Annotated in this window: 14 protein-coding genes; 10 read left to right on the forward strand and 4 right to left on the reverse strand. The window is 67.8% G+C overall.

From position 1 onward, the window contains the following. Positions 1-498 precede the first annotated feature (498 nt). Entirely contained in the window at positions 499-774 is a 276-nt protein-coding gene (locus E4A48_RS20420) for a hypothetical protein (RefSeq protein WP_162483285.1), read from the reverse strand. On the opposite strand from E4A48_RS20420, the gene inaX reads away from it, so the two are divergent. Together inaX and E4A48_RS04550 are read left to right on the forward strand one after the other, a co-directional pair. Next, positions 677-5,377: an ice nucleation protein gene (inaX, locus tag E4A48_RS04545; protein WP_142741950.1), complete on the forward strand. Its 4,701-nt coding sequence runs from the start codon at positions 677-679 to the stop codon at positions 5,375-5,377. The genes E4A48_RS20420 and inaX overlap by 98 nt on opposite strands. A 358-nt stretch (positions 5,378-5,735) precedes the next feature. Continuing rightward, on the forward strand, positions 5,736-7,016 hold the full coding sequence (locus tag E4A48_RS04550) for an MFS transporter (RefSeq protein WP_142741951.1): 1,281 nt from the start codon (positions 5,736-5,738) through the stop codon (positions 7,014-7,016). Between the two features lie 15 nt (positions 7,017-7,031). Here the strand turns inward: E4A48_RS04550 and E4A48_RS04555 are convergent, their stop codons facing one another. The 3 genes from E4A48_RS04555 to E4A48_RS04565 all read right to left on the reverse strand — a co-directional run bounded on the left by E4A48_RS04555 (position 7,032) and on the right by E4A48_RS04565 (position 11,191). Beyond that, entirely contained in the window at positions 7,032-8,336 is a 1,305-nt protein-coding gene (locus E4A48_RS04555) for a diguanylate cyclase (protein WP_185910715.1), read from the reverse strand. A gap of 91 nt (positions 8,337-8,427) precedes the next feature. After that, entirely contained in the window at positions 8,428-9,849 is a 1,422-nt protein-coding gene (locus E4A48_RS04560) for an NAD(P)/FAD-dependent oxidoreductase (RefSeq protein ID WP_260608063.1), read from the reverse strand. Further along, the gene (locus tag E4A48_RS04565; RefSeq protein ID WP_142741952.1) at positions 9,812-11,191 is read right to left on the reverse strand and encodes a glutamine synthetase family protein; all 1,380 of its coding nucleotides are present in this window, start codon (positions 11,189-11,191) and stop codon (positions 9,812-9,814) included. The genes E4A48_RS04560 and E4A48_RS04565 overlap by 38 nt, the downstream gene beginning before the upstream one ends. Positions 11,192-11,450: 259 nt before the next feature. On the opposite strand from E4A48_RS04565, the gene E4A48_RS04570 reads away from it, so the two are divergent. The 8 genes from E4A48_RS04570 (at position 11,451) to E4A48_RS04605 (ending at position 22,478) form a co-directional block, all read left to right on the forward strand. Next, entirely contained in the window at positions 11,451-12,206 is a 756-nt protein-coding gene (locus tag E4A48_RS04570) for a gamma-glutamyl-gamma-aminobutyrate hydrolase family protein (RefSeq protein WP_039005253.1), read from the forward strand. A 12-nt stretch (positions 12,207-12,218) separates the two neighbouring features. Continuing rightward, a complete protein-coding gene (locus tag E4A48_RS04575) occupies positions 12,219-13,601 on the forward strand; it encodes a glutamine synthetase family protein (RefSeq protein ID WP_003478681.1) in 1,383 nt (460 codons plus the stop codon). A 342-nt stretch (positions 13,602-13,943) separates the two neighbouring features. After that, positions 13,944-15,308: an aspartate aminotransferase family protein gene (locus E4A48_RS04580; RefSeq protein ID WP_039005252.1), complete on the forward strand. Its 1,365-nt coding sequence runs from the start codon at positions 13,944-13,946 to the stop codon at positions 15,306-15,308. Positions 15,309-15,406: 98 nt separating this feature from the next. Next, positions 15,407-16,531, forward strand: coding sequence for a polyamine ABC transporter substrate-binding protein (locus tag E4A48_RS04585; RefSeq protein WP_058196984.1), 1,125 nt, complete (start codon positions 15,407-15,409; stop codon positions 16,529-16,531). Between the two features lie 158 nt (positions 16,532-16,689). Further along, positions 16,690-17,820 (forward strand): extracellular solute-binding protein, encoded by a 1,131-nt coding sequence (locus E4A48_RS04590; RefSeq protein WP_142741953.1) that lies wholly within the window; start codon positions 16,690-16,692, stop codon positions 17,818-17,820. 359 nt (positions 17,821-18,179) lie between these two features. After that, positions 18,180-19,382, forward strand: coding sequence for an HlyD family secretion protein (locus tag E4A48_RS04595; RefSeq protein WP_039005248.1), 1,203 nt, complete (start codon positions 18,180-18,182; stop codon positions 19,380-19,382). Then, positions 19,379-20,962 (forward strand): MDR family MFS transporter, encoded by a 1,584-nt coding sequence (locus E4A48_RS04600; protein ID WP_142741954.1) that lies wholly within the window; start codon positions 19,379-19,381, stop codon positions 20,960-20,962. The genes E4A48_RS04595 and E4A48_RS04600 overlap by 4 nt, the downstream gene beginning before the upstream one ends. 7 nt (positions 20,963-20,969) lie before the next feature. Then, positions 20,970-22,478 (forward strand): efflux transporter outer membrane subunit, encoded by a 1,509-nt coding sequence (locus E4A48_RS04605; RefSeq protein WP_142741955.1) that lies wholly within the window; start codon positions 20,970-20,972, stop codon positions 22,476-22,478. Positions 22,479-22,540 lie beyond the last annotated feature (62 nt).

Here is a 22,540-nt window from a genome sequence, read left to right on the forward strand (position 1 = left end):
AACCGCCATTCGACGCGACATCGCAGCGCCTGCCCGTTGCGATTCCGCTGCCTCGCCGAGTGCCTCGCGATGCCCGCTCGACGCGAGCGAACGCATCTTCCGGGATATCTTGGCGACGCTCGCCAACGCAGCTGCGTGCGCATCCGTTGCCGCGTGGTGCAATGGCCTGGCATCGCCTTGGGCGCGTGACGTTCAGTCGCTTTTGGCGTGACGGCAATCCGTTTTTCCGGATAACGGATGATTCCGACGTTTCTTGCGAGAACTGCTGCGCGATAAAAAAGTCTATCAATTCTCGGTATGAATAAATGTAATTCCGATTATTTAAAAAAGGTTAGTGATCCAGTCCCTTTTTCATGAATTTGGCGCATGAAATTCTATTCGAGTCTCAATCCGTGAGATTGCCGGATTAGACGCTGCGAGTCGTTTCCACGAAGCAAGTCGGAGCGATCGATGTGGCGGCATGCCGTGGCCTTGCTTTTGTTGCATGTAAAGTTTGGTTTATACGGCTTGGATGCCTGTTTCGCGGAGACGCAGGAGGGGCATGGCCAGGCGCGTCTGGCGATGGCCCAGGCCGGCTTTTTTGCCGCCAGAACGGATGCGACGAAGCGCGGTTTCCCGGCGTGTGGCCTGGGAAATACTCCGGTTTTTCTTGTCGTATTTATAGTGAGGTAATGTGATGATTGTTGAAAAGATTTTGGCATTGCGTACGTGCGCCAATAACATGGCCGACCACTGCGGGTTGATCTGGCCGATGGCCGGTCCCGTGGAATGCAAATTCTGGAAACCGTCGGGACTGCACGAAAATGGTCTTACCGGCCTGTTGTGGGGCAAGGGAGTCGGAGCGCATCTGAGTGCGCACGCCGATGCGCGCTGGGTCGTGTGTGAAGTCGCCATCGACGAGATGCTGCAGTTGGCCGAAGAGGGGATGATCAAGTTCCCGCGCGCAACTGTGCTTTTCGTCGGGAATCGCAGCCAGGCGCTAGACTATATTGCAACCAACATGCAGCTCTACGGCGCCGCTCCACAGCCGGCGGCACCCGCTGCGCCGGCGTATGTCCACACCCCCGCAGCGGAGCCGTCCGCGCCGGCAACGCAGGCGACCTCTGCAACCCTGCCGACCCCAGCCACCCCTTCCACCCAGGCCACCCCTTCCACCCAGTCAACTCAGTCAACTCAGTCAACCGAGGCGACCCAGTCAACCGAGGCGACCCCGGTTGCCACGGTCGCCGCAGCGCCTCCTCCGGGACAGCAGCACGATGTGCTTGCGAGGAAGACCGAAACCGGTGTTTATGGCAGCACGCTCACAGGCGCCGACCAGAGCCGGCTCGTCGCAGGCTACGGCAGTACCGAAACCGCCGGCGATCACAGCGATCTGATCGCGGGCTATGGCAGCACCGGGACTGCCGGATCCGACAGCTCCATCCTGGCAGGGTATGGCAGCACGCAGACTGCCGCGGGTAGGAGCACGCTCACCGCCGGCTACGGCAGCACGCAGACGGCGCAGGAAGGCAGCCGTCTCACCTCCGGCTACGGCAGCACTGCGACCAGCGGTTCTGACAGCGCGGTGATTTCCGGCTACGGCAGCACGCAAACGGCCGGTAGCGAGAGTTCCTTGACCGCTGGCTACGGCAGCACGCAGACCGCGCGCAAGGGCAGCGACATCACCGCCGGCTATGGCAGTACCGGTACGGCCGGGTCGGACAGCGCGTTGATCGCCGGCTACGGCAGCACCCAGACCGCCGGCAGCGAGAGTTCCTTGACCGCAGGCTACGGCAGCACGCAGACCGCACGCAAGGGCAGCGACGTCACCGCCGGCTACGGCAGTACCGGCACGGCGGGTGCCGACAGCACCTTGATCGCGGGCTATGGCAGCACGCAGACCGCTGGCGGCGAAAGCTCTCTCACCGCCGGCTACGGCAGCACGCAGACGGCGCGGCAAGGCAGCGACATCACCGCCGGTTACGGCAGCACCGGCACCGCCGGTGCGGACAGTACGCTGATCGCCGGTTACGGCAGCACGCAAACCTCGGGCAGCGACAGCTCGCTGACGGCCGGTTATGGCAGCACGCAGACCGCGCGCAAGGGCAGCGACATCACTGCCGGCTACGGCAGCACCGGCACCGCCGGATCCGACAGTTCGTTGATCGCCGGCTACGGCAGCACGCAGACCGCCGGCAGTGAAAGTTCGCTGACGGCCGGCTACGGCAGCACACAGACCGCCCAGCAAGACAGCTCGCTCACCACCGGCTACGGCAGTACCTCGACGGCAGGTCACGACAGCTCGCTGATCGCCGGCTATGGCAGCACCCAGACCGCTGGCTACGACAGCACCCTGACCGCCGGCTACGGCAGTACGCAGACCGCACAGCAAGACAGTTCGCTCACCACCGGCTACGGCAGTACCTCCACCGCCGGTGCCGACAGTACGCTGATCGCCGGCTACGGCAGTACCCAGACGGCAGGCAGCGACAGTTCGCTGACGGCCGGTTACGGCAGCACACAGACCGCACGCGAAGGCAGCGATGTCACCGCCGGCTACGGCAGTACCGGCACGGCGGGTGCGGACAGCACGCTGATCGCGGGTTACGGCAGCACGCAAACCTCGGGCAGCGACAGTTCGCTGACGGCCGGTTATGGCAGTACGCAGACTGCGCGCAAGGGCAGCGACGTCACCGCCGGCTACGGCAGCACCGGCACCGCGGGCGCAGACAGCACCTTGATCGCGGGTTACGGCAGCACGCAAACCTCGGGCAGCGACAGTTCGCTGACGGCCGGTTATGGCAGTACGCAGACTGCGCGCAAGGGCAGCGACGTCACCGCCGGCTACGGCAGCACCGGCACCGCGGGCGCAGACAGCACCTTGATCGCCGGCTACGGCAGCACGCAAACCTCGGGTAGCGACAGTTCGCTGACGGCTGGTTACGGCAGTACGCAGACCGCGCGCAAGGGCAGCGACGTCACCGCCGGCTACGGCAGCACCGGCACCGCGGGCGCAGACAGCACCTTGATCGCCGGCTACGGCAGCACGCAAACCTCGGGCAGCGACAGTTCGCTGACGGCCGGTTATGGCAGTACGCAGACTGCGCGCAAGGGCAGCGACGTCACCGCCGGCTACGGCAGCACCGGCACCGCGGGCGCGGACAGCACCTTGATCGCCGGCTACGGCAGCACGCAGACGTCGGGTAGCGACAGTTCGCTGACCGCCGGTTATGGCAGTACGCAGACTGCGCGTAAGGGTAGCGACATTACCGCCGGCTACGGCAGCACCGGCACCGCGGGCGCGGACAGCACCTTGATCGCCGGCTACGGCAGCACGCAGACGTCGGGTAGCGACAGTTCGCTGACCGCCGGTTACGGCAGTACGCAGACCGCACGCAATGGCAGTGATGTCACCGCCGGCTACGGCAGTACCGGCACGGCGGGCGCGGACAGCACCTTGATCGCCGGCTACGGCAGCACGCAGACGTCGGGCAGCGACAGTTCGCTGACGGCCGGCTACGGCAGTACGCAGACCGCGCGCAAGGGCAGCGACATTACCGCCGGCTACGGCAGTACCGGCACCGCGGGTGCGGACAGCACCTTGATCGCGGGCTACGGCAGCACGCAGACGTCCGGCAGCGACAGCTCGCTGACGGCCGGTTACGGCAGCACGCAGACCGCACGCGAAGGCAGCGACGTCACCGCTGGTTACGGCAGTACCGGCACGGCGGGCGCGGACAGCACCCTGATCGCCGGCTACGGCAGCACGCAAACGGCGGGCAGCGACAGTTCGCTGACGGCCGGCTACGGCAGTACGCAGACCGCGCGCAAGGGCAGCGACATTACCGCCGGCTACGGCAGTACCGGCACCGCGGGTGCGGACAGCACCTTGATCGCGGGCTACGGCAGCACGCAGACGTCCGGCAGCGACAGTTCGCTGACCGCCGGTTACGGCAGCACGCAGACGGCACGGCAGGGCAGCGACATCACCGCCGGCTATGGCAGTACCGGGACTGCGGGCGCCGACAGTTCGTTGATCGCCGGCTATGGCAGCACGCAGACCGCCGGCTACGACAGCAACCTCACTGCCGGTTACGGCAGCACGCAGACTGCCCGCGAGGACAGCACACTCACTGCCGGCTACGGCAGTACGTCAACCGCCGGTCATGACAGCTCGCTGATCGCAGGCTATGGCAGTACCCAGACCGCTGGTTACAACAGCATCCTGACCACCGGCTATGGCAGCACCCAGACCGCACAGGAGAGCAGTTCTCTCACTGCCGGCTACGGCAGCACTTCCACGGCTGGCTACGACAGTACCTTGACCGCCGGCTATGGCAGTACCCAAACCGCCGGCTACAAAAGCACGCTGACCGCGGGTTATGGCAGCAATTCGACCGCCGGCCACGAGAGCTCGTTGATCGCCGGCTACGGCAGCACCCAGATCGCTGGATACGAGAGCACCTTGACCGCCGGCTACGGCAGTTCGCTGACTACGCAGCAGAACAGTTCGCTGACTGCCGGCTACGGCAGCACCGAGATCGCCGGCTATGCCAGTACGCTGATGGCCGGCTATGGCAGTTCCCAGACCGCCGGTTACGAGAGCACGCTGACCGCCGGCTATGGCAGCACCCAGATGGCCGAGCACAGCAGTTCGCTCACTGCCGGTTATGGAAGCACCGGCATCGCCGGGCAGGACAGTTCGCTGATCGCCGGCTACGGCAGCAGTCTGACCAGCGGGGTGCGCAGCTTTCTGACCGCCGGCTACGGCAGCAACATGATCGCCAGCTACGGAAGCTCGCTGATCGCCGGCCATGAGTGCACCCAGATCGCCGGCCACAAAAGCATGCTGATCGCGGGCAAGGGCAGTTTCCAGACCGCGGGGGCTCGCAGCACGCTCATTGGCGGTGCCGCCAGCGTGCAGACTGCCGGCGACCGCAGCAAGCTGATCGCGGGCGCCGACAGCACCCAGACCGCCGGCGACCGCAGCAAACTGTTGGCCGGACGCAACAGTTATCTCACCGCCGGCGACAGGAGCAAGCTCACCGCCGGGGACGACAGCACGTTGATGGCTGGCGATCGCAGCAAGCTGACCGCCGGCAAGAACAGCGTGCTGACTGCCGGCGCCAATAGCAGGCTTATCGGCAGTCTGGGGTCGACGCTGAGCGGCGGGGAGAATTCGACGCTCATTTTCCGCTGCTGGGACGGCGAGCGCTACACCAATGTCGTGGTCAGGACAGGTGAGCAGGGCGTGGAATCGGACATTCCCTATCAGGTCGACGACGAAGGAAATCTGGTCGGAAAAGCGGATGACGATTTGGTGCTGGATTACGACCCGGGCATGATTCTGGATGGGCAGTGCAGTCCCGGCACTGGAGAGGAACTGCGTGATGTCTGAGAGGCGCGGTGGCCGCGCGATCGGCGCTCGCCGCAGGACGCGGGGCGCATCGGTGACGATACGGGGGCGCCGATAGAATTCGGCTAGCGCGTTCCCGAGGCTTCTGGATGTGCTCGTGCGCGTCGCGCATGGGCACATTCCGCAGGCCGCTGCGGCCATGGTCGTGGCGTCGCTTGTGCGGCATCGCGCGTGTTGCATGGCTGGCGCCATATCGGTTGTGTTCCAGTGCCGGCAATCGAGATCCCACGCACGCAATGGCGCATGGGCGCTTTCGCGGGTGTGCAACTGTGCGAAGCATGCGCCACAAACGCGGTGCCGATCTGCCAGAATCGGACGGTTTCCTGCCGATCCCGAATCCATGACCGCTGCCGCGCTTCCCGCTTCGCCCATCAATTCGCCGCGCCGCGTGCTGCTGGCCAGCCTGGTCGGTACCGCTATCGAGTTCTTCGACTTCTACATCTACGCCACCGCCGCGGTGCTGGTGTTCCCGACCCTGTTCTTCCCGGCCGGCGACGCCGACGCGGCGCGGCTGCAGTCGCTGGCCACGTTCGCGGTGGCGTTCGTGGCGCGGCCGGTCGGCTCGGCGCTGTTCGGCCATTTCGGCGACCGCATCGGGCGCAAGGCGACGCTGGTGGCCGCGCTGCTGACCATGGGCCTGTCCACGGTGGTGATCGGGCTGCTGCCCGGCTATGCCAGCATCGGCATGTGGGCGCCGGCGCTGCTGACGCTGTGCCGCTTCGGCCAGGGCCTGGGCCTGGGCGGGGAATGGGGTGGTGCGGTGTTGCTGGCCACCGAGAATGCGCCGCCGGGCAAGCGCGCCTGGTACGGCATGTTCCCGCAACTGGGCGCGCCGCTGGGCTTCCTGCTGTCCTCCGGGATCTTCCTGCTGCTCGATGCGGTGCTCAACGAGGCGCAGTTCATGCGCTGGGGCTGGCGTATCCCGTTCGTGGCCAGTGCGCTGCTGGTGGTGACCGGCCTGTGGGTGCGCCTGCGCATTCACGAAACTCCGGATTTTCGCGAGGCGCTGGAGCGCAACGCGCGGGTGGCCCTGCCGATGTGGACGGTGCTGTCGCGGCATGCCGGCGCGCTGCTGCTCGGCACCTTTGGCGTGTTCGCGACCTTCATGCTGTTCTATCTGATCACCGTGTTCGCGCTGGGCTACGGCACCTCGGTGCTCGGCTACGGCCGCGAGCAGTTCCTGCTGCTACAGATGGTTGGCATTCTGTTCTTGGCCGCCGGCATTCCGCTGTCGGCGTATTGCGGCGACCGCTACGGCACGCATCGGGTGATGATCGCCGCTTCCCTCCTCATCATCCTGTTCGGGCTGGGCTTCGCGCCGCTGTTCGGCGCCGCGCATCCGTGGCAGCTGCTGGCGTTCCTGTCGCTGGGGTCGTTGTTCATGGGCCTGACCTACGGGCCCTGCGGCACCTTCCTGGCCGAGCTGTACCCGGTGCAGGTGCGTTACACCGGCGCCTCGCTGTCGTTCAATCTGGCCGGCATCATCGGTGCGGCACCAGCGCCGTACGCGGCCAGCTGGCTGGCCAAGCACTACGGCCTGCCATGGGTCGGCTACTACCTCAGTGCCGGCGCGGCGCTGAGCCTGCTGGCACTGCTGGCGATCGGCGCCAGGCGCCGCTGAGGCCGGCGCCGCCGCTCAGCGCGCGTGCTCCACCCGGTTGCGGCCGCCGGCCTTGGCCAGGTACAGGTGCTTGTCGGCTTCGGCCAGCAGCGGATGCAGCGCATCGCGCTGCGCGTCGCTGCGGCATACGCCGATGCTGATGGTGATGCGCAGTGTCTGCTCGCCCACTTGCACCTGCAGCGCATCGATGCGCTCGCGCAGGGTCTCGAAATAGGCGCTGGCCGCCGGCGCATCCAGGCCCGGCACCAGCATGCAGAATTCTTCGCCGCCGAAGCGCGCTACCAGGTCCTGCGGGCGCGCATGCGCGGCCACCGTCATCGCTACCGCGCGCAGCGCGTCGTCGCCTGCCTCGTGGCCCCAGCGGTCGTTGATGTGCTTGAAGTGGTCGATGTCGAGCATCGCCACGCTGACCGTGTCGTTGCGCGCCAGCCATTGCGGCAGCAGGCGCTCGCTCTGCTCCAGGAAATGCCGGCGGTTGGGCAGGCCGGTGAGGAAGTCGCGTGTGGCCAGGTCCTGCAGCGTGCCGATCAGTTCCAGCTGGTCCACGTTCTGGGACACGCGGCAGAAGAACTCTTCGCGCGAGAACGGCTTGCGCAGGAAATCGTTGGCGCCGTTCTTGAGGAAGCGCGGCACCAGCGACGGGTCGCCGTTGCCGGACAGGACGATCACCGCCAACTTGTCGCGGGCGCGGATCGCACGCAGCCGGCGGGTGAATTCCACCCCTTCCATCCCCGGCATTTCCTGGTTCACCACCGCCAGGCGGATCGCCGGGTTGGTCTCCACCGCCTTCAGCCCGGCGGCGCCGTCGGCTGCTTGCACCACCTGGTAGCCGTACATCGCCAGCAGGCTCGCGGCGTAGGCGCGCGCCGAGCGCGAATCGTCCACCACCAGCGCGGCGATGCTGCGATTGCGCGCCAGCCGCTGCACCAGCCAGGCCAGGTAATCGATGCTGCCTGGCGTGTTCTTCAGTACGAAGTCGATGATCTGCTGGGTCAGCACGCGCTTGCGCAGGCTGTCGTCGTAGACCCCGCTGACCACCACCGTGGGCAGGCCGCGGGCGACGAAGAAATCCACCACCGTGTCGCGGTCGCCGTCGGCCAGTACCAGCCCGGTCAAGGCCAGAAACCAGGAGCCGCCGTCGTCCAGCGCCTGCGCCGCTTCGGCCAGGGTCGAAACCACAGTGACCGGCAGTTCCACCCGCTGCTCGATCGCCTCGCGCAGCAGTTCGGTGAACGTGCGCGAATTTTCCACCAGCAGGATGCGCTGCTGGGCAGCCCCGCTTTCGCTGGCGATCGTGTAGGCCGGCAACGGTTGCAGCATGCGAGCCGCGCAAGGCGTCCTTGAGGAATAGACTTCAGGTAGCGGCCGCGGCGGCGGCAACTTTAGCCGGCGCCGCCTGCGCGCGGCGCACTCACCACAGCGCGTCGCGCAGCTTGTACCAGGACATCGCCGCCACCAGCAGCGGCGTGCGCAGCAGGCGCCCGCCGGGAAACGGCGCGTGCGGAATTCGGGCAAACAGGTCCAGGCGCTGCGCTTGCCCGGCGATGGCCGCGGCGATGACCTCGCCGGCCAGGCCCGTGGCGGCCACGCCATGGCCGGAGAAGCCCTGCGCGAAGTACACGTTCGGGGTCAGCCGGCCCCAGTGTGGGGCGCGGTTGCGGGTGATGTCCACATAGCCGCCCCACACGTAGTCCAGTTCGACCTGGCGCAGTTGCGGGAACACCTGGCGCATGCGTCGGGTCATGACTCGGCGCAGGCCCGGCGGCGGCAGCGACGAATAGCTGGCGCGGCCGCCGAACAGCAGGCGGTGGTCGCGGCTGAGGCGGAAATAGTCCAGCGCCCAGTTTACGTCGGCCACCGCCATGTCGTTGCCGATTAGTTCGCACGCCAGCGCCGCGCCCAGCGGCGCGCTGGCGCCGATGTAGGTGCCGACCGGCATGATCCGCGATTCCAGTTCCGGCGCGATGCCACGCAGCCAGGCGTTGCCGGCCAGCACCGCGAAATCGGCCTGGACCTCGCCGTGCGCCGTGCGCAGCATCGGCCGCGCGCCGCGCACCAGCGCGGTCACCGGCGAGTGCTCGTAGATGCGCACGCCGGCGGCCAGCGCCGCGCGCGCCAGACCGTGCGCGTACTCAAGCGGGTGCAGGTGGCCGCTGGCCGGGTCGTACATCGCGCCCAGGTAGCGCTCGCTGCGCAGGTGTTCGCGCAACTGCTCGCGGTCCCACCACTGCAGCGGATAGTCGTAGCGCTGCGCCATCTCGGCGATGCCGGCCTGCAACGCCCGCACCTGGCGCGGCTTGATCGCCACGTGCGCATGGCCGTCGCGCCAGTCGCAGGCGATGGCGTGGCGCTGGATGCGCTCGCGCAGCAGCCGCATGCCGTCGCGCGAGAAGTCGAACAGCAGCCGCGCCTCGGCGTGGCCGAGCAGCGTTTCCAGCGTGCGCTGCTCGCAGCCGTAACCGACGATGGCCTGGCCGCCGTTACGCCCGGACGCGCCCCAACCCACGCGCTGCGCCTCCACGATCGCGACCTGGTAGCCGGCCTCGGCCAGCGCCAGCGCCGCGCTCAGTCCGGTATAACCGGCGCCGAGGATGCACACGTCGGCCTGCACCTGGCCGCGCAGCGGCGGCTGCGGCGGGAAGGGCGTGGCGCTGGCGGTGTACCAGTTGTCGGGACCGGGGACCGGGGACCGGGGACCGGGGGGCTGGCCGGGCGCTGCAACGCATCGTGACGATCGGACATGGCGCTCAGGTTCTCGGCTCTTGGCTTTTCCGGGTCCCCGGTCCCGGCTCCACTCACACCGTGCGTAAGTACCATCGATAATCCAGATCACTCACCTGCGCATGGAAATCCAGCATCTCGCGGCGTTTCTGCTGGCCGTAGATGTGCCGGAAGCGGGCGCCGAACCGATCGGCGACGAAGTCGCTGGCGAGGAAGTCGGCGATCGCGCCGCGCCAGTCCGGATGGCGGATCCGGGTCTGTGCGTAGGCGTTGCCCTGCAACGGCGGGCCGGGGTCGAAGCCATGCTGCAGGCCGTGCTCGATGCCGGCCAGCACCGCTGCGGCGACCAGGTAGGGATTGGCGTCGGCACCGGCGATGCGGTGTTCGATGCGGGTGTTGGCCGGATCGCTGTGCGGCACCCGCATCGCCACGGTGCGGTTGTTGAAACCCCAGCTGTCGTTGAGCGGCACGAACGCATTGGGCACGAAGCGGCGGTAGCTGTTGGCGTGCGGGGCGAACAGCAGCAGGCAGTCGTCGGCGCTGCGCTGCAGCCCGCCGATGGCGTGGCGCAGCGCGTCGGCCGGCGCCTGCGCGGTGCCGGCGAAGACGTTGTCGCCGGCTTCGTCGAGCAGGCTCACGTGCAGGTGCAGGCCGCTGCCTGATTGCGCGGCGAACGGCTTGGCCATGAAGCTGGCGAGCAGCCCCTGCTGCTGCGCGATCGCCTTGATCGCGCGCTTGAGCATCAACGCGTCGTCGCAGGCGGCCAGCGCGTCGCCGCGGTGCTTGAGGTTGATCTCGAACTGGCCGGGCGCGTATTCGGCGACTGCGGTATCGGCGGGGATGCCCTGTGCGCGACAGGCCTGCGCGACCGCGTCGGTAAAGCCGCGCTGGTCGTCCAGCTCCTGCATGTAGTAGACCTGGGTGCTGTCGTTGCGAAGTCCGGTGTGCGCCTGCAGCGGCGGCTGCGGCCGGCCGTCGGCGTCGGCACGCGGATCGAACAGGTAGAACTCCAGCTCCACCGCGATCACCGGGGTCAGCCCGCGCGCGCGCAGCCGCGCCAGCACCCGCGCCAGCACCTCGCGCGGGGCGAATTCCAGCGGGCCGCCTGCGTCGTCGCGCATCGCCAGCAGCAGCTGCGCCGACGGCACTGGCGCCCATGGCACCGGCTGCAGTGTGCCGGGGATCGGGAAACACAGCCGGTCCTCGTCGCCGATGGCATAGCCCAGGCCGGTTTCCTCGACCGTATTGCCGGTGATGTCGGTGGCGATCAGCGACATCGGCAGGCAGACCCCGTCGCGATAGACCTTGTCCAGCGCGTCGCGGGTGATGCGCTTGCCGCGCAGCAGGCCATTGCTGTCCGGCAGCAGCAGGTCGATCTGTTCGCAGCCGGGGATGCGCTGCAGGGCCTGGGCGGCGTCCGGAGGCAGGGGCGGAGCGTCGTGGGTGCGGGGCATGATGACGGCCTGCGGGAGTGCGACGAGCTTAGCAGAGCCGGGTTCGCGTCAAGAATACTCAACAGGCGCCTGCGTTCGACGACGAAACGCGCGCCGCGCGCCGGGTCGGCCTGCCTGCCACTGCGTCCTGTAATAAAGCGCACGCTGTCTGCTGCGGGCATGGCCGGCAGGCGTGCGCCGGCCGCTTCGCACCGCTGCGGCGTGTTGTAAAAATAAAACGCCCGGGGTAAGTTGCGGCCACGCCACACGAGCTTTTCGCATGGCTGTCTCGCCTCTGGTCGGCCTGTCGACCGATCGTAAGCCCATCGGCCAGCATCCGTTCCTGGTCGCCGGGGAAAAGTATCTGCGGGCCGCGGTCGATGGTGCCGGGGTGACGCCGGTATTACTGCCGTCGCTGCAGCCGCCGGTCGCGGCGTGCGACTGGCTGGCACGCCTGGACGGCCTGTTGCTGACCGGTGCGGTCAGCAACATCGAGCCGTATCACTACGGCGACGAACCCAGCTGGCCGGGCAATCCGCACGATCCGGCACGCGATGCCACCACCCTTGACCTGATCCCGCAGGCGATTGCGCTTGGCCTGCCGATCCTTGCGATCTGCCGCGGTTTCCAGGAGGTCAACGTGGCCCTGGGCGGCACCCTGCACCAGAAGGTGCATGCGCTGCCCGGGCTGTCCGATCATCGCGAAGATCCCCAGGCGCCGCTGGACCAGCAGTACGCGCCGGTGCACGAGGTGACCCTGAGCGAGGGCGGCTGGCTGGCCGACATCGCCGGCAAGCAGCGGGTGCGGGTCAATTCGCTGCACGGGCAGGGCGTGGCGCAACTCGGCGGCGATCTCATCGTCGAGGCGCTGGCGTCGGACGGACTGATCGAAGCGTTTCGCGGCATCGGTCCGGGCTTCCTGCTAGGCGTACAGTGGCACCCGGAATGGCGCGTGCTCGACGACCCGTTCTATCTCGGCATCTTCCAGGCCTTCGGCGACGCCTGTCGCCATTACGCGGCTCGCCGCACGCACTGAATCGACATTCCCATGGCCAGCCGACCACGCTCCCGCAAGAACACCCCCGAACAGCAGGAAAGCTCGCTGCGCCGTTGGCTGAAGGACCGCCACATCACCGAGGTCGAGTGCCTGGTGCCGGACATCACCGGCAATGCGCGCGGCAAGATCATTCCCGCGGCCAAGTTCTCCCACGACTACGGCACGCGCCTGCCCGAGGGCATTTTCGCCACCACCGTCACCGGCGAGTATCCCGACGACTATTACGACCTGACCTCGCCGTCGGACTCGGACATGCAACTGCGCCCTGACCCGGACACGGTGCGGATGGTGCCGTGGGCCACCGACCCGACCGCGCAGGTGATCCACGACTGCTACACCAAGGACGGCCAGCCGCACGAGCTGGCGCCGCGCAACGTGTTGCGCGGGGTGCTGCAGGCGTATGCGGCGATCGGCTTCAAGCCGGTGGTGGCGCCGGAGCTGGAGTTCTTCCTGGTGCAGAAGAACACCGACCCGGACTTCCCGCTGCTGCCGCCGGCCGGGCGCTCGGGGCGGCCGGAGACCGCGCGGCAGTCGTACTCGATCGACGCGGTCAACGAGTTCGATCCGATCCTGGATCTGATGTACGACTATTGCGACGCGATGGAACTGGACGTGGACACCTTGATCCACGAATCCGGCGCGGCGCAGCTGGAGGTCAACTTCACCCATTCCGATGCGCTCTCGCGCGCCGATCAGGTGTTCCTGTTCAAGCGCACGATGCGCGAAGCGGCGATGCGCCACGGCGTCTACGCCACGTTCCTGGCCAAGCCGATGGAGAACGAGCCGGGCAGTGCGATGCACATCCACCAGAGCCTGGTCGACAAGCACGGCAAGAACGTGTTCAGCGGCCGCCGCGCGGGCGAGTACAGCCGCACCTTCGGGCATTACCTGGCCGGCCTGCAGAAGTACGTGCCGATGGCGATGGCGGTGCTGGCGCCGAACGTCAATTCCTACCGCCGGCTGATGTTCGGCGAGGTGTCGCCGAGCAACGTGCTGTGGGGCTTCGACAACCGTACCTGCGGGCTGCGGGTGCCGATCGACACGATCGAGAACATGCGTGTGGAGAGCCGCTTCGCGGGCTCCGACGCCAACCCGTATCTGGCGATGGCGGCGACGCTGGCCTGCGGGTTGCTGGGCATCCGCGAGAAGCTGGAGCCGACTGCGCCGATCAGCGGCAACGGCAAGGAGATGGGCTATCAGTTGCCGCGTTCGCTGGGCGAGGCGCTGGACGAGCTGGAGCGGTGTACGCCGTTGCAGGAAATGCTGGGGCCGCGTTTCGTGCGCGCCTATATTTCGGTCAAGCGCAAGGAGTATGAGACGTTCTTCCGGGTGATCAGTTCGTGGGAGCGGGAGTTCTTGTTGTTGAACGTGTAAGTCTGCCATCGCTGAAGATGGTGGGTCTTACAGGGCGAAGTCGCTAGCTGTTGCGTTTGCTGTTGCGTTTGCCGTTGCCGTTGCTTTTGATTTGTCGGGTTCCCTTCCGCAGCGGCGAACCAGGCGGTGAAAACCCGAAGGGCGGCGCACAGGGATGTGCGCCGCCCCTGCGGGGTTTTTCCCCGCCATGGCCGCCGCTGCGGAAGGGAACCCGGTAAGTCAAAAGCAACGGCAACGGCAACGGCCAAAGCAACGGCAAAGAGCCACTGCGAAAGCGAAAGCAGCAGCAACGGCCAAAACAACAGCGGCAGCAACAGGCACAGCAACCAGCATGGAGTGAACATGGATCGGATAGAGACGCGGGCCCTGCAGGAGCTGGATGCGGCGCATCACCTGCACCCGTTCAACGACAACGCCGCGTTGGCCGAAAAGGGCACGCGCATTTTGACCCGCGGCGACGGCGCCTACGTCTGGGATGCCGACGGCAACAAGCTGCTCGACGCCTTCGCCGGGCTGTGGTGCGTCAACCTCGGCTACGGGCGCAAGGAACTCGGCCAGGCCGCCGCGCGGCAGATGGAACAGCTGGCGTACTACAACAGCTTCTTCCAGTGCACCACCGAGCCGACCATCCGCCTCGCCGCCAAACTCGCCGAACTCACCCCCGGCGATCTCGACCATGCCTTCTTCACCAATTCCGGCTCCGAGGCCAACGACACCATCCTGCGCCTGGTGCGGCACTTCTGGGCGGTGCAGGACCAGCCGCAGAAGAACATCTTCATTGGCCGCCACGACGGCTACCACGGCACCACCATGGCCGGCGCCAGCCTCGGCGGGATGAAGGGGATGCACCGCCAGGGCGGGCTGCCGATCCCCGACATCCACCATATCGACCCGCCATACCCGTTCGGCGACGGCGGCGACCTGGACCCGGAGGCATACGGCCTGCTGGCCGCGCGCCGGCTCGAGGACAAGATCCTGGAACTGGGGCCGCAGCGCGTGGCCGCGTTCATCGGTGAGCCGATCATGGGCGCCATCGGCGTGTACATCCCGCCGCGCAGCTACTGGCCGGAGATCGAGCGCATCTGCCGCCGCTACGACGTGCTGCTGGTCGCCGACGAAGTGATCTGCGGTTTCGGCCGCACCGGCGAATGGTTCGGCGCGCAGCACTTCGGTTTCCAGCCGGACGTGATGACTATCGCCAAGGGCATCACCTCCGGCTATATCCCGCTCGGCGCGGCGATGTTCGGCAAGCGCGTGGCCACGGTGCTGAAGGAGCAGGGCGGCGAGCTGGCGCACGGTTGCACCTATTCGGGGCATCCGGTGTGCGCGGCGGTGGCGCTGGAGAACCTGCGCCTGCTGCAGGACGAGGGTATCGTCGAACGCGCGCGCCGCGAGATCGCGCCGTACCTGGCGCAGCGCTGGGCCGAACTGGGCGAGCACCGGCTGGTCGGGCAGGCGCGCATCGTCGGCATGATCGGCGCGCTGGAACTGGTGCCGGACAAGCCGCGTCGGCAGTATTTCCCCGACCGCGGCAAGGTCGGCGCGCTGTGCCGCGACCATGCGCTGCGCCGCGGCCTGATCCTGCGCGCGACCAACGATGCGATGCTGCTGTCGCCGCCGTTGATCCTGAGCCGCGCCCAGGTCGACGAGTTGTTCGACAAGGCCTGGCTGGCGCTGCAGGACACCGCGCAGGCGCTGGGCAAATAGCCCGGCGCTGGTTAGTCTGGATGGGTAGTCTCGCGTCGGCCGCGCGACGCCGCGGCATGTATCTTCCGATCTTCCCCATGGACCTGCGGAGACCTGCAATGAAGCTGCGACTGCTCACCCTTTCCCTCTCTGCGGCGCTGCTCGCCTCCTGCGGCGGTTCCGCTGGCGGCGAGGGCGGCAAGCCCGCGGCGGGCGAGGACCATGTCCTCAACGTGTACAACTATTCGGACTACATCGCCGAGAACACCGTGCCCACGTTCGAGAAGGCCAGCGGGGTCACTGTCACCTACGACGTGTTCGACAGCGACGAGATGGTCGAGACCAAGTTGCTGGCCGGCGGCAGCGGCTACGACGTGGTGGTGCCGACGCTGAACTTCTTCGGCCGGCAGATCCAGGCCGGGGTGTTCCTGCCGCTGGACAAGCGCCAGATCCCGAACCTGGCCAACCTGGATCCGGAAATCATGCGGCGCATCGCGCAGCAGGATCCGGGTAACAAGTACGGCGTGCCGTACATGGTCGGCACCACCGGCATCGGCTACAACGTGGACAAGGTCAAGGCCGCGTTCGGCAGCACCGACATCGCCAACAGCTGGGACCTGGTGTTCAAGCCGGAGAATATCGCCAAGCTCAAGGACTGCGGCGTCACCATCCTGGACACGCCGTCGGACCTGATCCCGATCGCGTTGCACTACCAGGGCGAGGATCCGCACACCACCGATACCGCCAAGATCCAGCAGGCCGCGGCGCTGATCAAACGCATCCGCCCGTACGTGCAGAACTTCCATTCCTCGCAATACGTGACCTCGCTGGCCAACGGCAGCACCTGCCTGGCGGTGGGCTGGTCGGGCGACATCATCCAGGCGCGCGACCGTGCCGAGGAAGCCAAGAACGGCGTGCACGTGGCCTATTCGATTCCCAGAGAAGGCGCGCCGCAGTGGTTCGACATGCTGGCGATCCCGAAGGATGCCAAGCATCCGCAGAACGCCTATAAGTTCATCAACTACCTGCTGACGCCGGAGGTGGCCGCGGCCAATAGCAACTTCATCCACTACGCCAATCCGGTGCCGAAAGCGACGCCGCTGGTGGATGCGGCGATCCGCAACGACCCGACCATCTACCCGCCGCCGGAGGTGGCGGCGAAGATGTTCACCTATTCGATCAACCCGCCCGAGGTCGACAAGCTGTACACCCGCCTGTGGACGGAGATCAAGACCGGCCGCTGAGCCGGTCGCGTCCGTGGTCCATGGCGCGGCGCTTCGGCGCGGCGCCTGCACGCAGTACGGCCGCGCCGCGCGCGGCCGCCTAAGGGGAGGACCACCGGGACGCGCGCCAGCGCCGCGTCCCGCCAACCGCTGCCCGCAGGGGCGGCATGGAGACGACGATGAAGCGGCGCGCGATAGCGGGGATGGTGGTGGTGCTGGGCCTGGCCGGCTGCGGCGGATCGGGCCAGGGGGATGGCGCGGCGGCGGCGGCCGGCGCCGGCGAAGCGAAGCAGTTGAACGTCTACAACTGGTCGGACTACATCGCCGAAGACACCGTGCCCGGCTTCGAGCGGCATAGCGGTGTCCACGTCACCTACGACGTGTTCGACAGCAATGAGGTGCTGGAAGCCAAGCTGCTGGCCGGCGGCAGCGGCTATGACGTGGTGGTGCCGTCGCTGAGTTTCCTCGGCCGGCAGATCCAGGCCGGCGTGTTCCTGCCGCTGGACAAGCGCAAGATCCCCAACCTGGCCAATCTGGACCCGGCGATGATGCAGCGCATCGCCCAGCAGGACCCGGGCAACAGCTACGCGGTGCCGTACCTGTGGGGCACCACCGGCATCGGCTACAACGTCGACAAGATCCAGGCCGCGTTCGGCAGCACCGACGTGGTCGCCAGTTGGGACCTGGTGTTCAAGCCGGAGAACCTGGCCAAGCTCAAGGGCTGCGGGGTGACCTTCCTCGACACCGCCTCGGAGATCGTGCCGACGGTGCTGCACTACCTGGGCGAAGACCCGAACAGCACCGACCCGAAGGTGATCGAGAAGGCGGCGGCCAAGCTCAAGGAAATCCGCCCCTACATCCAGAACTTCCATTCTTCGCAGTACATCGACGCGCTGGCCAAGGGCAGCACTTGCCTGGTGGTGGGCTGGTCCGGCGACATCTTGCAGGCGCGCGACCGTGCCGAGCAGGCCAAGAACGGCGTGCACATCGCCTATTCGATTCCGAAGGAAGGCGCGCTGCAGTTCTTCGACATGCTGGCCATTCCCAAGGACGCCAAGCATCCGGAGAACGCCTACCAGTTCATCAACTACCTGCTCACGCCGGAAGTGGCCGCGGCCAATACCAACTTCGTCAGCTATCCGAACGCGGTGCCCAAGTCGCTGCCGCTGATCGATGCGGCGATCAGCGGCGACCGCACCATCTACCCGCCGGCGCAAGTGCAGGCCAAGCTGTTCGCGCTGGCGGTGATGCCGCCGGAAGTGGACCGCCAGTACACGCGGCTGTGGACCGAACTGAAGACGGGGCGCTGAGCGGCATCGCAGCACGTGAGCCCCTCTCCCGTCGGGAGAGGGGTTGGGGTGAGGGTACGGCGCACGCGGCAAGCCTGAGCAACTCGCTGCACTCCTGAGCAACTCGCTGCACTCGATGCGCCTGACCGCACACCATCGGCCATGGCTGCGGTGGACAAGCATCGGATGAGGACGCCGCAGCAGGGCGCCTGAACGCCATCGCCAGCCGCATTCACGCAATCTGAACCCGCCGGTACAGAGACTTGTAAAGTTTGCCGTACGCCCCCGTCTGGTGGGCGCGTCGCCCGGCAGTGCATCGCTGTCCCTGCACCGTCAAGCGCACCGGCGAGGATGGTCCCCACACCCAGGAACCTGCGACTTTGAGCACCCACGACCCAGATCCCACGCAGACGCAACGGCAGGTCACTTCGGACGAAGCGCGTGGCGCGCCGGCCCAGGACGAGGCCAGGCAGCCCGACAAGCCGTCGTCGCTGAAGAATCCCAAGGTGAAATGGACGCTGCTGCTGATCGGCCTGGTCGTGCTGATCGCACTGGTGGCGTGGCTGGTCTATTACCTGACCACCGGCCGCTACCTGCAGGAAACCAACAATGCCTATCTGCAGGCCGATGCGGTGGCGGTGGCGCCGCGGGTCAACGGCTACGTGACCGGCGTATTTGTCGGCGACAACCAGACGGTCAAGGCCGGGCAGCCGCTTCTGCAAATCGACGCGCGCAGCTACCGCGCCACCCAGCAGCAGGCGCAGGCGGTGGTCGCGGTACGCCAGGCCGATATCGCCGCCGCCGAGGCCGGCCTGCAGGCGCAACGCGCGACCCTGTTGCAGGCGCGCACCCAGGTCACCGCGGCCGCGGCCAGCCTGCGCTTCGCCCAGGCCGAGGCCAAGCGCTTCGCGCCGCTGGCCGCGTCCGGCGCCGATACCCACGAGCACGACGAGAGCATCGTCCACGACCGCGACCGCGCGCAGGCCCAGTACGACGCGGCCAAGGCCCAGGTCGCCGCCGCCGAGAGCCAGGTGCAGGGCGCGGGCGCGCAGCTGGACCAGGCCCGCGCCGGGCTGCAGCAGGCGCAGGCCGAAGCCGACCAGGCGCAGGTGGCGATGGAGGACACGCGGCTGACCGCGCGCATCGACGGCCGCATCGGCGACAAGACCGTGCAGGTCGGCCAGTTCGTCGCCGCCGGCACCCGGCTGATGAGCGTGGTGCCGGTCGATGCGCTGTACCTCAGCGCCAATTTCAAGGAAACCCAGGTCGGGCTGATGCGGCCCGGGCAGCCGGCGCGGATCGAGGTCGATGCGCTGTCGGGCGTCGAACTGGACGGCGTGGTCGAAAGCATCGCGCCCGGCACCGGCTCGCAGTTCGCGCTGCTACCGCCGGAGAACGCCACCGGCAACTTCACCAAGGTGGTGCAGCGGGTGCCGGTGCGGATCCGGCTCAAGGCCGGCGCTGAGGCGCGTAAGGTGCTGGTGCCGGGCATGTCGGCGACGGTCACCGTGGATACGCGCGCGGCCAAGGACGCCAAGCACCAGGTCGAGCAAGAAGGCAAGCAGGACGAGGGCAGGCCGTGAACGAAGCCGCCGCTGCGCCGGCGGCGGTTGCCGGCGCACAGCAGAAGGCCGATGTCGGCGCGTGGCTGGCGGTGGCCGCCGGCACCATCGGCTCGTTCATGGCGACGCTGGATATCTCCATCGTCAACGCCGCCTTGCCGACCATCCAGGGCGAGGTCGGCGCCAGCGGCACCGAGGGCACCTGGATCTCCACCGCCTACCTGGTCGCCGAGATCGTGATGATCCCGCTGACTGGCTGGTTCGTGCGCACCCTGGGATTGCGCAACTTCCTGCTGATCTGCGCGCTGCTGTTCACCTTCTTCTCTGTGGTCTGCGGCCTGTCCAACAGCCTGTCGATGATGATCCTGGGCCGCATCGGCCAGGGCTTCGCCGGCGGCGCGCTGATCCCCACCGCGCTGACCATCGTCGCTACGCGCCTGCCGCCGGCGCAGCAGCCCATGGGTACCGCGCTGTTCGGCATGACCGTGATCCTGGGACCGGTGATCGGGCCGCTGCTCGGAGGCTGGCTGACCGAGAACGTCAGCTGGCACTACGCGTTCTTCATCAACGTGCCGATCTGCGCCGGGCTGGTGGCGCTGCTGCTGCTCGGCCTGCCGCACGAGCGCATGCGCCTGCGCGGGCTGCTCGACGCCGACTGGCTCGGCATCTTCGGGCTCACCGCCGGACTCGGCGCGCTGACCGTGGTGCTGGAGGAAGGCCAGCGCGAACGCTGGTTCGAGTCCTCCGAGATCGTGCTGTTGAGCCTGCTCTCGCTGCTCGGCTTGGTCGCCCTGGTCGCCTCGCAGTTCCTCAGCCGGCAGCCGGTGATCCGCCTGTCGATCCTGCTGCAGCGCAGTTTCGGCGCGGTGTTCGTGATCATGCTCGCGGTGGGCATGATCCTATTCGGGATCATGTACATGATCCCGCAATTCCTGGCCACGATCTCCGGCTACAACGCCGAGCAGGCCGGCTACGTGGTGCTGCTTTCCGGCGTGCCCACCGTGCTGCTGATGCCGTTGATGCCGAAGATGCTGATGCGCGTGGATGTGCGCATCCTGGTGATCGGTGGGCTCTGCTGCTTCGCCAGCGCCTGCTTCGTCGACATGAACCTCAGCGCCGATTCGGTCGGCATGCATTTCGTGATCGGCCAGTTGCTGCGGGGCTGTGGCCTGGCGCTGGCGATGATGTCGTTGAACCAGGCCGCCATCTCGTCGGTACCGCCGGAACTGGCCGGCGACGCCTCCGGGCTGTTCAACGCCGCACGCAACATGGGCGGCTCGATCGGCCTGGCGCTGATCTCCACCTTCCAGGAGCGGCGCATGGTGTTCCACATGCAGACGATCGGCAGCGGCACCAGCGCCAATTCGCCGCTGGCGCAGGATTACCTGCATGGCCTTGCGGCGCAGCTGCAGTCCGCTTCCGGCGCCGGCGCGGCGCTGCAGTCGGTGGCGCAGCTGGCGCGCATGGTGCAGCAGCAGGCGCTGGTGATGACCTACAACGACCTGTTCTGGATCTTCGGGGTGATCGTGGTGTGCACGATTCCGCTGGGGTTGCTGCTCAAACCGCTGCCCAAGGGCGGCGCTCCGCTTGCGATGCATTGAGGATTCCATGGCTCAGCGTTTTTCCCGTGTGCTCGTCCCCGCCGCGTTGCCGCTGCTGCTGTCGGCCTGCGTGCTCGGCCCGAATTACGTGAAGCCGCCGCCGGTGGCCGCGGCGGCGCAGGCGCAGCCGCAACTGCATCGCGCCGATGCGGTCGCCGCGGCGGCCGGCGTGGTGCCGGCCGCGCCGCCGCAGCGTTGGTGGGAGGCGCTGCAGGATCCGCAATTGAACGGTCTGGTCGAGCAGGCGTTGCAGAACAGCCCGAACCTGCGCGCCGCGCAGGCCAAGCTGCGCGCCTCGCGCGCGCTGGTGCAGCAGCGCCATGCCGAACAGCTGCCAAGCGTTGGCGCCAATGCCGCCTACCTCAACGCCAGGGCGCCGGACGCGCTGGCCGACGGCCTGGGCAGCGTCGCCGCCGGCAGCGGCCAGCCACTGTCCATCGATCCGCATGCGCAGCTGTACAACGTCGGCTTCGATGCGAGCTGGGAACTGGATTTCTTCGGCCGCCGCCGCCGCGCCAGCGAAGGCGCACTGGCCGATGCGCAGGCCGACGAGGCCGAGCTGGCCGACACCCAGGTGCAGCTGGCCGCGGAAGTGGGGCAGGCCTATCTGGGTTATCGCGGCACCCGCGAGCGCATGGCCATCGCCCAGCGCAACCTGGAAGCGGCGCGGCAGACCCTGCAATTGACCCGGCAGCGCCGCGAGCGCGGCGCCGACGCCGACCTGCAGGTGGAGCGCGCGCAGGCGCAGCTGCAGCAGCAGGAAGCGGTGTTGCCCGATCTGCAGGCACAGGCGAAGGAGGCGCTGGACCAACTGGCGCTGATGATCGGCCGCGAGCCGGGTGCGCTCGACGCCGCGCTGGCCGCCGACCGGCCGCTGCCGATGCTGCCGGCGGTGGTGCCGGTGGACGATGCGGGTGTCTTGATCCGCCGCCGCCCGGACGTGCGCCGCGCCGAACGCCAGCTGGCGTCTTCTTCGGCGCAGATCGGGCAGGCGCTGAGCGCGTACTTCCCGCAGGTGACCCTGCTCGGCAACATCGGCATGGCCGCGACCTCGCTGAGCGGCTTGGGCAGCGATGCGATCAACAGCGTAGTGGCGCCGTTCCTGCGCTGGTCGCTCTTCGATTTCGGTGCGACCAAGGCCAAGGTCGCGCAGGCGCGCGCCGGCAACGACGCACGCCTGGCCGCCTACGAAGGCACCGTGCTGGCGGCATTGCAGGACGCCAACAGCGCGCTGGCGCGGTTCGGCGCCGCGCGCCAGCAGGCCTTGGCCGCGGCCAAGGCCGAAGCGTCGGCCGACCGTTCCGCGGCGCTGCTGCAGCAGCGCTACGCGGCCGGCGCCTCGTCGCTGATCGATGCGTTGGACGTGCAGCGCCAGCAGGCCTCGGCGCAGGACAGCGCGGTGCAGGCGCGCACCCAGGTGCTGCTGCGCTACGTGGCCCTGCAGAAGAGCCTGGGCCTGGGCTGGGCGGCGGCGCCAGCGCAGACACCGACACAGACACCGGCACAGCCGCGATAAACGCCTGCGCTGCGGTATCGCCGACGCGGCGGCCGCGGCTACACTGGGCCGTAACGTACGGG

Origin of the sequence: Xanthomonas translucens pv. cerealis, assembly GCF_006838285.1 — a bacterium.
Lineage (GTDB): Bacteria > Pseudomonadota > Gammaproteobacteria > Xanthomonadales > Xanthomonadaceae > Xanthomonas_A > Xanthomonas_A cerealis.